The following is a 12,725-nucleotide window of genomic DNA, read 5'->3' as shown; positions in this document are numbered from 1 at the left end:
CCTCCTGCGAGCCTGGACGGTAGCGGAGCCGCGCAAGACTTATGCCATCCGGGCAAAGGCATGCGGCTCCGGCGTAGATGCTGTCCGCTCAGCTAAGCACAGCACCAAAAACGCGCCAGCGAAGACTGACGGTGCAAGGGTCGCACGGAAAGGGGGCGGGTGGGGTTATTTGCGCTTGAGTAGCTGCATCAGCTGACGTCGGGCGCGCAAGGATGCGCGTTTCTTTTCAAGTAAGCACTGAGCGTTGAGGGCGTCTTTGATTGCCACCCGCTGCTGCCGCTCCCTGACCAGTATTTTTCGCATGTCGCGATGACGGTTTGTGTTCAGTAGGTACAGACCAAGTAGAGGGCAGAGCACCCCCACCATATAAGTCAGTCTGTCAGGTCGGTACTCGATGGTTGCTAAATTGAAGAACAAACATGAAACCAAAATAACAACAATTCCCCACAACCAGCGAGGTCGCCCTTTGACGATCATGAAGTTGAAAAAAGCTAGAAGAACAGAAAACACCAGCCCAATCCAAGCGGCGTATTGAAAACTTTTATCCAACGGAATATCGCGAAAAAAAGTGATCAGGCCCAGGCCTACGGATATCGCAAACGAGGCAATTGCAGAAAAAATAACACCCATGAAAACGGTGAAGAAGCGGAGTCGAAATTGGTAATAAGCGATCATGTCCATCGAAACTCAGCCCTCTTGATAAAAGCCAATCGCGATCGTTTTCAAGTTTCCTGAGTTCGAACTGCTGTAAACAGCTAATCCTGCACCAATTACGTCAGCGATTTGAGTGAGGACCGCTTGTCTGACTTGCCTCTGTGAATAGCGTTTTGGTAATTCACCTGTTACTTGCCTGAGTTTCAAGATCTTTGGTGTGAGCCGAGGATCGCGAAGTGCCAGGAGTTCGGCAGTTAGCTTGGCTCTTTCTTGGCGAGTAAGTCCCCTCAATACCTCTGTTGTAGTTTTCCCAGTCGAGGTTCGGATTGCGCTCACGTATTTCACGGTTACCAAAGCGGTTGATGCAGCCCCCAGTAAAGTCAACCCGTCCAGGATCGCGATAACCCCCTCATACCACTGGTTGCCTTCCAGCGAGTCCTTAACATGAGGGGCAGCACGCTCTAATACGACCCGCGCGCCGGCATTTAGGCACTGGATGCCACTAGCAACAGCAGCCGACATGGCGACACTTGCAATGACTGAAGTAGCACCCGCAGTAAAAGGAGTTGCGATGCCTGCGCCAAGCACGACGTTCCAGGCGATAAACGCCCCGACACACGATAACCCCGCATTCACCACCTCCATGGCCATTTGGGACTCTCGAGGATTGGTCTCCAACTCCCGCACAAACTCATGCGCCGCCATGTGCCTTGGCGCCTCCCGCAGGATTACTCGCTTGACGACAAAGCTACAGATTGGCTGGAAATCTCTGAGTGTCACGACATTGAAATCACGGTCGATGAACACGACTCCAGCGCCAACGATGGCGGGATCCGAATCAATAACTCGAAACAATCGTCTCAAATCAAGCGCGCCTTCTATGCGTTGCCGAGCGTTAGTGCGCGCCGTAGAAAATCCATCTCTGAGCAGTACCGAGTTCATTCCTTTTCCTCGCGGAATCATGAGGCCGGGAGAATAAGCAGTCGGCACCCCTCGATCTGTAGGAAGAGGTTTGATATTACGTAGGACTGCTCCCGTTCGGCCCGTAGTGTCTTGCGAGCAACCGCCTGGTGATAAAAGGTGTCGCACGACAATTCGTCGGGATCTCAAGGGAATGGCTGATGGCAATCGATATGTTTTTGAAACTGGGCGACATCAAGGGCGAATCAAAGGACAGTGTTCATAAAGAGGAAATTGACATTCACACGCTTCATTGGGGCATGACGCAATCAGGTTCGATGCATCAGGGGGGCGGCGGGGGCACGGGTAAGGTAAGTATCAACAACCTCAGCCTGACCAAGTCGCTGGACAAGTCTTCGCCCAACTTGATGATGGCCTGTTCGAGCGGTAAACATTACCCGGAAGCCACGCTCACGCTGCGAAAGGCCGGGGGAGGCAGTCCAGTGGAATACATGATCATCACGTTAAAGGAAGTGATGGTCGCGTCCTACGGTACGGACGCTGGCACCAGCGATGAAATCCCCAAAGAAAGCATCGCACTCAACTTCGGCACTGTTCTGGTGAGTTATCAACCGCAAACCGCCGAGGGCGGCAAAGACGGTGGGCCGATCAAGTACGGTTGGAATATTCGCGAAAACATCAAAATCTAAAACGCAAAACGCCAACCCGAAAGTTGGCGTTTGTTTTTGCAACAAGCTGATTGTTAGCGCGGGAAGACAGGCTTGCGCGGAGGCTTGCCGTTGGGTTTACCGCCCTTGGCTGCGTCCATACGTTCCTTGGCCGCTTGCTTGTTGCGGGCCATGGCGGCCGCTTTGGCCTCTTCGCGCTTGTCCCATGGCTTGCTGCCGTCGCTGGCGCGTGGAGGCAAGCCGGTGTGCTGGGTTTGAATCAACGTGGTCTTGCCCACCTTGTGGCTGCCGGACGGCGTCGAGTTCTTGCGACGCGCGCTTTGGTAGCTGTCGGTTTCCGGCTGATGCGACGGGATCAATTGATTCTTGCCCGAGCCGATCAGGTCCGAACGCCCCATGCGTACCAGGGCTTCACGCAGCATCGGCCAGCCTTTCGGATCGTGATACCGCAGGAAGGCCTTGTGCAGACGGCGCTGCTCCTCGCTCTTGACGATGGTGACCGAGTCGCTCTTGTACGTGACCTTGCGCAGAGGGTTCTTGCCCGAGTGGTACATCGCCGTGGCAGTGGCCATCGGCGACGGGTAGAACGCCTGCACCTGGTCAGCACGGAAGCCATTGCCCTTGAGCCACAGGGCAAGGTTCATCATGTCTTCGTCGGTGGTGCCTGGGTGAGCCGCGATGAAGTAAGGAATCAGGTACTGCTCTTTGCCCGCTTCCTTGGTGTACTTCTCGAACATGCGCTTGAACTTGTCATAGCTGCCAATGCCCGGCTTCATCATCTGGTTGAGCGGACCTTCCTCGGTGTGTTCCGGGGCGATCTTCAGGTAACCACCTACGTGGTGCGTCACCAGCTCTTTCACGTACTCCGGCGACTCGACGGCCAGGTCATAGCGCAGGCCGGACGCGATCAGAATCTTCTTCACACCCGGCAAGGCGCGAGCGCTGCGGTACAGTTGAATCAGCGATGAGTGATCGGTGTTCAGGTTCGGGCAGATACCGGGGAACACGCACGATGGCTTGCGGCACGCGGACTCGATCTCCGGACTCTTGCACGCGATGCGATACATGTTCGCCGTCGGGCCGCCGAGGTCGGAAATGACGCCGGTAAAGCCAGGCACCTTGTCTCGGATCTCTTCGATCTCGCGGATGATCGACTCTTCGGAGCGGTTCTGAATGATCCGGCCTTCGTGTTCGGTGATCGAGCAGAAGGTACATCCGCCAAAGCAGCCACGCATGATGTTCACGGAGAAACGGATCATGTCGTAGGCAGGGATTTTTTCCTTGCCGTACGCAGGATGCGGCACACGTGCGTATGGCATGCCGAACACGTAGTCCATTTCTTCGGTGGTCATGGGTATCGGCGGCGGATTGAACCAGACGTCGACTTCGCCGTGCTTCTGGACCAAAGCACGCGCGTTGCCCGGGTTGGTCTCCAGGTGCAATACGCGGTTGGCGTGGGCGTACAGGACCGAGTCGTTACGCACCTTCTCCATGGACGGCAAACGAATGACCGTCTTGTCACGGGTCATGCGCGGGCTCGCCAGGATCTGCACGACCTTTGCTTCGTTCGGGTCTTCGAGCGGGCCTTTGTCCTGCTCGATGGCGCAGGCTTCGGTGTCTTGCGTGTTGACATACGGGTTGATGATCTTGTCGACCTTGCCCGGACGGTCAATGCGCGTGGAGTCGACTTCGTACCAGCCTGCCGGGGTGTCGCGGCGAATGAACGCGGTGCCGCGGACATCGGTGATGTCTTCGATCTTGTGACCGTAGGACAAGCGCTGGGCCACTTCGACAATGGCGCGTTCGGCGTTGCCGTACAGCAGGATATCGGCGCACGCGTCGATCAGGATCGAGTTACGAACCTTGTCCTGCCAGTAGTCGTAGTGGGCGATGCGGCGCAGCGATGCTTCGATGCCACCCAGGACAATCGGCACGTGCTTGTAGGCTTCCTTGCAGCGCTGGCTGTAAACCAGGCTTGCGCGGTCAGGACGTTTGCCGGCCATGCCGCCCGGGGTGTAGGCGTCGTCGGACCGGATCTTCTTGTCCGCGGTGTAGCGGTTGATCATGGAGTCCATGTTGCCGGCCGCGACGCCGAAAAACAGGTTCGGCTCGCCGAGCTTCATGAAATCGTCTTTGGACTGCCAGTTAGGCTGGGCAATGATCCCGACGCGAAAGCCTTGCGACTCCAGCAGCCGGCCAATGATTGCCATACCAAACGAGGGGTGATCCACGTACGCATCGCCGGTGACGATGATGATGTCGCAGGAATCCCAGCCAAGCTGATCCATTTCATCCCGGCTCATCGGCAGGAACGGCGCTGGCCCGAAACATTCGGCCCAGTACTTCGGATAGTCAAATAACGGCTTGGCTGCTTGCATGTCGGAACCTACGTGTGTGCACGTTGGAAAAATCGCGGGCGCGGAATATAGCACAAATTTTGATCAAGTCCGACTACGGTGGTCGGTTGTTCAAGACATCCTGTAGGAGCGCGCTTGCCCGCGATGCTTGCAAATCTAACACCCACGGTGCCGGAAACACCGCTATCGCGGGCAAGCGCGCTCTTACAAAGTCCGTGCTATTGCCTTACTCGTCGTCGAAGTTGTAGCTACCCGGCGCCAGGTTCTCGAAGCGGGTGTACTTACCGATAAACGCCAGTCGCGCGGTACCGATAGGCCCGTTCCGCTGCTTGCCGATGATGATCTCGGCGATGCCCTTGTGCTCGGTTTCCGGGTGGTACACCTCGTCCCGGTAAACAAACATGATGACGTCAGCATCCTGCTCGATCGCTCCGGATTCCCGGAGGTCGGAGTTGATGGGCCGTTTGTTCGGACGTTGCTCAAGCGAGCGGTTGAGCTGTGACAAGGCGACAACCGGGCAGTTGAATTCCTTGGCCAGCGCTTTCAGGGAGCGGGAAATTTCGGAAATTTCATTGGTACGGTTATCACCGCCGGAGCCCGGGATCTGCATCAGCTGCAGGTAGTCGATCATGATCAACCCGATTTCACCGTGCTCTCGGACCAGACGCCGCGTACGCGCGCGCATTTCCGAGGGGCTGATGCCGGCGGTATCGTCGATGAACAGCTTGCGGTCATTGAGCAGATTGACCGCCGACGTCAACCGCGGCCAGTCGTCGTCTTCCAGCCGCCCCGCACGGACTTTGGTCTGATCGATGCGACCCAGCGAAGACAACATCCGCATGATCAGCGATTCGCCTGGCATTTCCAGCGAGTAAACCAGGACGGCCTTGTCACTGCGCAGGACTGCGTTTTCCACCAGGTTCATGGCAAACGTGGTTTTACCCATCGATGGACGGCCGGCGACGATGATCAAATCTGAAGGCTGCAAACCACTGGTCATGCCATCCAGGTCGGTGTAGCCGGTGGACAGGCCTGTGATCGCGTTATCGGTGTTGAACAACGTGTCGATGCGATCGATGGCTTTGGTCAGCAGGTCATTGACGCTGACTGGGCCGCCCGTTTTGGGTCGTGCCTCGGCGATCTGAAAGATCTGCCGCTCGGCCTCATCGAGAATCTCGGCGCCGGAACGACCTTCAGGATTGAACGCACTGTCAGCGATCTCAGCGCTGATGCCGATCAACTGCCGCAGCGTCGCCCGTTCGCGAACGATCTGCGCGTAGGCCTTGATATTGGCGACTGACGGGATGTTCCTCGCCAACTCACTGAGATAGCCAAGACCACCGACTTGGGAAGTCTGGCCTTCCTTGTCCAGTTGCTCAGCAAGCGTCACGACGTCGATCGGGCTGTTCTGGTCGGCCAGCTTGGCAATGGCGCGGAAAATCAGGCGGTGGTCATGCCGATAGAAATCGCCATCCGACACTTGATCGAGCACGCGTTCCCAAGCGTTGTTGTCCAGCATCAAACCACCGAGCACGGCCTGTTCGGCCTCGATGGAATGCGGCGGCACCTTCAGGGCAGCGGTTTGCAGATCATATTGCTCGGGGGCGGAGATATCGTTCATGGCCACACAGAATCAGGGATTTGAAATCAGGAGAAGCAGAAAAACAAAAGGCACGACCTGAAAACAGGATCGTGCCCGATGTTAACCGCCTGACGCACAAGTCGCCAGACGCTTGGACGCCCGCACAAGCGTGCGGGCTTCCAGCTGCTTAAGCAGCCACCACGACAACGCGGACGGTTGCTTCAACATCGCTGTGCAGGTGCACAGCCACGTCGAATTCGCCAACGTTACGGATGGTGCCGTTCGGCAGACGAACTTCGCTTTTCGCGACTTCAACGCCAGAGGCGGTCAGTGCGTCAGCGATATCGTGAGTACCGATCGAACCGAACAGCTTGCCTTCGTCACCAGCAGTGGCAGTGATAGTCACTTCCAGCTCAGCCAGTTGGGCAGCGCGAGTTTCGGCAGAAGCTTTCTTGTCAGCAGCGGCTTTTTCAAGCTCAGCGCGACGCTCTTCGAATGCGGCCAGGTTGGCAGCAGTCGCAGCGGTAGCTTTGCCGAAAGGCAGCAGGTAGTTACGACCGTAGCCAGCCTTAACGTTTACTTTATCGCCCAGGTTGCCCAGGTTGGCGATTTTTTCCAGCAGGATCAGTTCCATTTGGTAATAACCTCTTAACTTTAACCTTCACCGTTCGCAGAACCGTCATCGGCGTCTTTCGACGCCAGCCGGCCGCGAAAATCAATCAGGCTGTCGACAATGGCAAACACCACCAGCAACGGATAGATCAGCTGCATGAACAGCAACAGCGTGACGTACAACCCCACCAGCCAGAACCGGGTCAATCGCTTTGCAGCGACCATCCCGTGAACCAGGGCCAGGCCTGCGAATACCAGCGGTACGCTGCACAACGGTGTCAACATCGCCAGTTGCGGACCGAAGTTCGGCCCCACCAACATGCACACCAACAGCACCAGCATCGGTACCCGCGGGAGCTTAAGGCTGCGAAACTCGCGGCCAAAACCACCTGGGTTGTACAGCAACGCCTGCCAGTAACGCCCAAGAAGCAGGCACAACACGCTGACGATTTGCAACAAAGCCGCTATCAGGCCATTCAGGACCGGTGCAATCAGTGCCCCAAGACGCGCCCGCTCATCTACCGACATCTGTTGGTAGACCTCACCGAAGACGTGCGGCAGGAGTTTTTGCAACTCCAGCGCCATGGCTTCAATGGGTTCGCGGAATACCGCCCCCAGAACAACTGCGTACAACAATCCCACCGCTACGCTGACCAGCAGCACACGGACCCAGGACTCACTGGCGCGCAGAACCGCCGCCAAACCCAGCGAACCGAGCAACACCATAAGCGTGCGAGGTTCACCGAAATACCACCAGACCAAAGCCGGCAGCAGAGCCCAGGCGAGGACGCCAACGGCATCACTCAACCCGCGTCGCAGGAGTACAAGACACCCTGCGGCAGCACTCACCCAGAACAACAGCGGCAACGCCGCACATCCAACCATCACAAGGATGGCCTGCATGCGGCCGCGCATGATGAAGTCAGCCAACGCGCGCATGCGATCTATCCCTTACTGCTTTGTCGACTACCTGGTCTCAGCGGCCGTGGCTGTCGGTGTAGGCCAGCAGGGCCAGGAAGCGGGCGCGCTTGATAGCGGTAGCCAGCTGACGCTGATAACGTGCTTTGGTACCGGTAATACGGCTTGGAACGATCTTGCCGGTTTCAGATACATAAGCTTTCAGAGTGTTGAGATCTTTGTAATCGATCTCCTTCACGTTTTCAGCTGTGAAGCGGCAGAATTTACGACGACGGAAGAAACGTGCCATGTAATAGGCTCCTCAAAAGGTCCGTGGATTACTCGTCAGCGTTATCGCTGTTGTCACTGTTGTCGCCGTCATCGCCATCGGCGCTGTCGGAGTGCTCAGGACGGTCGCGACGCTCACGGCGCTCGCTACGGTTTTCTTCAGCCTTGAGCATTTCGGACTGGCCGGTAACGGCTTCGTCGCGACGGATGACAAGGTTACGGATAACGGCGTCGTTGTAACGGAAGTTGTCTTCCAGCTCGGACAGAGCCTTGCCGGTGCATTCAACGTTCAGCATCACGTAGTGAGCCTTGTGAACATTGTTGATTGCATAGGCCAGTTGACGACGGCCCCAATCTTCCAGACGGTGGATCTTGCCGCCGTCTTCTTCGATCAGCTTGGTATAACGCTCAACCATGCCGCCGACTTGCTCGCTCTGGTCCGGGTGAACCAGAAAGATGATTTCGTAATGACGCATGAATGCTCCTTACGGGTTGTAGCCTGCCGCCAGAAAGCGGTCAGACAAGGAGTGAATAACACTGGTTTGTCTTGCACAGGGACAGGCACGTGAGCGCCTGCCATCACAGCAAGGGGCGCAATTGTAGAGAAGGGGCAATGGGGGCGCAAGGCAATTGGTGAATATTTGAACAGATGGCTGTAAGGCTGAAGATGTAGGAGCGCGCTTGCCCGCGACAGGAGCAAAGCGATCAGCCTGGCAGACCGCGACCCTCTTCATCGCGGGCAAGCGCGCTCCGATAAGCCTACTTCTTGCTGGCAGCCTTCACGCTGCGCTGGCGTAACGCTTCAAACAGGCAGACGCCCGTTGCCACAGAGACGTTGAGACTGCTGACACTGCCGGCCATCGGCAGCCGCACCAGATAGTCACAGTGCTCACGGGTCAGGCGTCGCATCCCTTTGCCTTCAGCGCCCATGATCAGAATCGTTGGACCGGTCAGGTCTTGCTGATACAACTCAACCTCGGCCTCACCTGCCGTGCCGACCACCCAAAGACCACGCTGCTGGAGCTTTTCAAGGGTACGCGCCAGGTTGGTCACGGCCACCAGAGGAATCACTTCCGCCGCTCCGCACGCCACTTTACGCACCGTCGGCGTCAGGGTGGCGGACTTGTCCTTGGGCACCACAACCGCCAACGCGCCCGCCGCATCTGCAGTGCGCAGACACGCGCCCAGGTTGTGTGGATCGGTCACGCCATCGAGCACCAGAATCAGTGGCGCTCCCTCGGTGCGATCCAGCAACTCATCCAGCATGGCTTCGCCCCAGACTTGGCTCGGGCTGACCTCTGCAACGACGCCCTGATGAACGCCTTCGACCCAGACGTCCATTTCGCGACGCTCAGCCTGACCGACAGACACCTTGCTCTGCGTGGCCAATTCGACAATCACTTGAACCCGCGGATCACTGCGGCCTTCCGCCAGCCAGACCTGCTTGACCCGTTTCGGGTGGTGACGCAACAACGCTTCTACGGCATGCACGCCGTAGATTTTTTCCAGCTGACTCATGACTTGGCCTTAGGTTTACGCACCCCGCCGCCACTGGCAGCCGGGGCCGAGCCCGATTTTGACGGACCCTTTCGGTGTTTGCTCGGCTTGCCTGCTGCCGAGGAATCGGCGCCAGACTTACTCGACTTTCCCGACGGTGCCTTGCTACCGCCCTTCGATTCGGCCAGCAGCGCTTTTTTCAGCTCACGGCTTTTGCGAACTTCTGCGTTCTTGGCCGCCGCATCGCTTGGCCGATAAGCCTCGGCTGCTGCAGGCGCTTTGGCCTTGGCAGGCGCACTGCGACGCCCGTTTTTAACGGGCGCGGCAACTTTCTCTTTGTCAGCGGGCGCGGCAGTGGGCTCGGCGCTACGACGCTTGCGGCCAATTGGCGCACTCGTGGTTTTTTCCGACATTTCGAAGTCGATTTTGCGCTCGTCAAGATCCACCCGCATGACGCGAACTTCAACAGTGTCACCCAGACGGAAGCTGCGACCGGTTTTCTCGCCGGCCAAGCGGTGATGAACAGGATCGAAGTGGTAGTAGTCACCCGGCAACGCAGTGACGTGGACTAGGCCTTCGACAAAGATGTCGGTCAGCTCGACAAACAAGCCAAAACCGGTCACCGCAGTGATCACACCTGGGAACGACTCGCCCACGCGATCCTTCATGAATTCGCATTTGAGCCAATTGACCACGTCTCGAGTGGCTTCGTCGGCACGGCGCTCATTCATCGAGCACTGCTCACCCAACTGCTCCAGCGCGGCTTCGTCGTACGGATAGATACGCGCCTTGGGGATAACCGTCGCACCGGCACGGCGAACGTGCGGCGTGTCCTGCTTGGACCGGATGACACTACGGATCGCACGATGCGTCAGCAGGTCCGGGTAGCGACGGATTGGCGAGGTGAAGTGCGTATACGCCTCGTAATTCAGGCCGAAGTGGCCGTGATTGTCCGAGCTGTACACCGCCTGGCTCAGGGAGCGCAGCATCACGGTCTGGATCAGGTGGAAATCCGGACGGTCCTTGATGGTTTCCAGCAGCGCCTGATAGTCCTTCGGCGATGGGCCATCCTTGCCTTTGTGCAGCGACAAGCCCAGCTCACCGAGGAAGGCACGCAGTTTTTCCAGGCGCTCCGGTGGCGGGCCATCGTGGACACGGTACAGCGCAGGAATCTCATGCTTCTTGAGGAATTCTGCCGTCGCGACGTTTGCCGCCAGCATGCACTCTTCGATCAGCTTGTGAGCGTCGTTACGGGTCGTCGGGCGGATTTCGGCAATCTTGCGCTCGGTACCGAAGATGATTCGGGTTTCCTGCGTTTCGAAGTCAATGGCGCCGCGCGTGTGGCGCGCCGCGAGCAGCACTTTGTACAGCGCATAAAGCTGCTTGAGGTCCGGCACGACATCGCCGTACTCACCGCGAAGCTGCTTGGCCTCGGCCGACTTCGAATGCTCGAGAATCGTACTGACCTTGTTGTAGGTCAGGCGTGCGTGAGAATGGATCACCGCTTCGTAGAACACGTAGTCGGTCATCTCGCCGGTTTTGGAGATGGTCATCTCACACACCATGGCCAGGCGGTCCACGTGCGGGTTCAGCGAGCACAGTCCGTTGGACAATTGCTCGGGCAGCATCGGGATCACACGCTCGGGGAAATACACCGAGTTGCCGCGCACCTGGGATTCGGCGTCCAGCGCAGAACCCAGCTTCACGTAACTGGACACGTCGGCAATCGCGACGTAGAGCTTCCAGCCACCCGAAAACAGCCGCAGCTTGCCGGGTTTGGCTTCGCAGTACACGGCGTCGTCGAAGTCGCGGGCGTCTTCACCGTCGATGGTCACGAATGGCAGATGCCGCAGGTCGACGCGGAGCTCTTTGTCTTTATCTTCGACTTCGGGCTTGAGCTTGGCGGCTTCCTTGAGCACCGCTTCAGGCCAGACGTGAGGGATGTCATAGGTGCGCAGCGCGATATCGATTTCCATACCGGGCGCCATGTAGTTGCCCACGACCTCAACCACGTCACCTTGCGGCTGGAAGCGCGGCGTCGGCCAGTGGGTGATTTTCACCTCGACGAACTGACCGATCTTCGCGCTGCTGTGACGGCCAGGCGTGACGAGTACTTCCTGCTGGATCTTCGGGTTGTCCGGGATCACGAATCCAATGCCGCTTTCTTCGAAGTAACGGCCCACGATTGTTTCGTGTGCACGCGAGATCACTTCAACGATCACGCCTTCGCGGCGACCGCGGCGGTCCAGGCCCGAGACGCGTGCCAGCGCACGGTCGCCATCGAACACCAGACGCATCTGCGCGGGGCTCATGAACAAGTCATCGGAGCCGTCATCGGGGATCAGGAAACCGAAGCCGTCCCGGTGACCGGTGATGCGGCCCAGGATCAAGTCGAGCTTGTCCACTGGCGCATAGGTCCCGCGACGGGTGTAGATCAGCTGCGCATCGCGCTCCATGGCACGAAGGCGACGGCGCAAGGCCTCGAACTGATCTTCAGTTGTCAGCCCGAATTCTTCGACCAGCTGCTCGCGACTTGCCGGCGAACCGCGGTCGGCAAGGTGCTGCAGGATCAGCTCGCGGCTGGGAATAGGGTTTTCGTATTTTTCCGCTTCACGAGCGGCCTCGGGATCGAGGGACTGCCAATCGGCCATTAGAATGAGTTCACCTTATCTGTATGCATTTAGTTTGGCATATACCGGTTTGAAACGCGAAGACACCATTTGTTAGGCGTTTTCGCCATTTCAAAAATATTTTACAACGGGGCTTTACAGCCCCCAATCTCCTCCGTAAGATGCGCCCCACAACGACGGCAGCGCCACGTTGTAGTTGAATTAAAAGAATTATTTCTTTTAAAACAACGACTTGCCCAGATGGTGAAATTGGTAGACACGCCAGCTTCAGGTGCTGGTGACCGCAAGGTCGTGGAAGTTCGAGTCTTCTTCTGGGCACCAACTCAACAAAACCGAGCTTAGGCTCGGTTTTGTGCTTTCTGCCGTTTGAAAACACTCAAACGGATATGGCAGGCGCTAGCGTAGCCCAGTCTGAGGTTCCTCGCTTGATGTTGTGCCGCCCACAGCGGCGCGATTCTCCTCCTTTGGTTTTCAGGGCGCGCGCGGGTCAGCGTCAAAATTTGTGTTGCATTCCCGCTATTAATCTAATTAAATCAGCGCATTGCCCAGATGGTGAAATTGGTAGACACGCCAGCTTCAGGTGCTGGTGACCGCAAGGTCGTGGAAGTTCGAGTCTTCT

Annotated in this window: 11 protein-coding genes and 1 tRNA gene; 2 read left to right on the top strand and 10 right to left on the bottom strand. The window is 57.5% G+C overall.

Annotated features, from left to right (window positions below; translation table 11 throughout):
• Nucleotides 1-165 precede the first annotated feature (165 nt).
• Complete coding sequence (locus ABQX22_RS11355) at nucleotides 166-681, bottom strand: hypothetical protein (RefSeq protein WP_349799474.1); 516 nt, start codon at nucleotides 679-681, stop codon at nucleotides 166-168.
• Nucleotides 682-687: 6 nt separating this feature from the next.
• Nucleotides 688-1,596 carry a hypothetical protein gene (locus ABQX22_RS11350; protein WP_349799472.1) on the bottom strand — a complete coding sequence of 303 codons (909 nt, stop codon included), beginning with the start codon at nucleotides 1,594-1,596 and terminating at the stop codon, nucleotides 688-690.
• A gap of 179 nt (nucleotides 1,597-1,775) precedes the next feature.
• Here ABQX22_RS11350 and ABQX22_RS11345 point away from each other — a divergent pair, with 179 nt between their 5' ends.
• Complete coding sequence (locus ABQX22_RS11345; RefSeq protein WP_349799470.1) at nucleotides 1,776-2,264, top strand: Hcp family type VI secretion system effector; 489 nt, start codon at nucleotides 1,776-1,778, stop codon at nucleotides 2,262-2,264.
• Between the two features lie 53 nt (nucleotides 2,265-2,317).
• Here ABQX22_RS11345 and ABQX22_RS11340 read toward each other — a convergent pair whose 3' ends face one another.
• From ABQX22_RS11340 to rnr, 8 genes are all read right to left on the bottom strand, one after another.
• Nucleotides 2,318-4,621, bottom strand: a complete 2,304-nt coding sequence (locus ABQX22_RS11340) for a YgiQ family radical SAM protein (RefSeq protein WP_349799468.1) — start codon at nucleotides 4,619-4,621, stop codon at nucleotides 2,318-2,320.
• 205 nt (nucleotides 4,622-4,826) lie between these two features.
• Entirely contained in the window at nucleotides 4,827-6,221 is a 1,395-nt protein-coding gene (gene dnaB / locus ABQX22_RS11335) for a replicative DNA helicase (protein ID WP_268799322.1), read from the bottom strand.
• 148 nt (nucleotides 6,222-6,369) lie between these two features.
• Complete coding sequence (gene rplI, locus ABQX22_RS11330) at nucleotides 6,370-6,816, bottom strand: 50S ribosomal protein L9 (protein ID WP_331188868.1); 447 nt, start codon at nucleotides 6,814-6,816, stop codon at nucleotides 6,370-6,372.
• A 20-nt stretch (nucleotides 6,817-6,836) separates the two neighbouring features.
• Nucleotides 6,837-7,733 carry a hypothetical protein gene (locus tag ABQX22_RS11325; RefSeq protein WP_349799465.1) on the bottom strand — a complete coding sequence of 299 codons (897 nt, stop codon included), beginning with the start codon at nucleotides 7,731-7,733 and terminating at the stop codon, nucleotides 6,837-6,839.
• 37 nt (nucleotides 7,734-7,770) lie between these two features.
• On the bottom strand, nucleotides 7,771-8,001 hold the full coding sequence (rpsR, locus tag ABQX22_RS11320) for a 30S ribosomal protein S18 (protein WP_037015707.1): 231 nt from the start codon (nucleotides 7,999-8,001) through the stop codon (nucleotides 7,771-7,773).
• 28 nt (nucleotides 8,002-8,029) lie between these two features.
• Entirely contained in the window at nucleotides 8,030-8,455 is a 426-nt protein-coding gene (gene rpsF, locus ABQX22_RS11315) for a 30S ribosomal protein S6 (protein ID WP_349799463.1), read from the bottom strand.
• A 283-nt stretch (nucleotides 8,456-8,738) separates the two neighbouring features.
• Nucleotides 8,739-9,497 (bottom strand): 23S rRNA (guanosine(2251)-2'-O)-methyltransferase RlmB, encoded by a 759-nt coding sequence (gene rlmB / locus ABQX22_RS11310; RefSeq protein ID WP_349799461.1) that lies wholly within the window; start codon nucleotides 9,495-9,497, stop codon nucleotides 8,739-8,741.
• A complete protein-coding gene (gene rnr, locus ABQX22_RS11305; protein WP_349799459.1) occupies nucleotides 9,494-12,127 on the bottom strand; it encodes a ribonuclease R in 2,634 nt (877 codons plus the stop codon). Before rnr ends, rlmB begins: the two co-directional genes overlap by 4 nt.
• Nucleotides 12,128-12,340: 213 nt before the next feature.
• Here rnr and ABQX22_RS11300 point away from each other — a divergent pair.
• Nucleotides 12,341-12,427: transfer RNA gene (locus ABQX22_RS11300), tRNA-Leu, on the top strand.
• Nucleotides 12,428-12,725: the final 298 nt, after the last annotated feature.

Source organism: Xanthomonas sp. WHRI 1810A, from assembly GCF_040202885.1.
Classification (GTDB): domain Bacteria; phylum Pseudomonadota; class Gammaproteobacteria; order Pseudomonadales; family Pseudomonadaceae; genus Aquipseudomonas.
The sequence above is the reverse complement of the archived record's forward strand: the minus strand, read 5'-3'. Positions and strand labels throughout refer to the sequence as shown.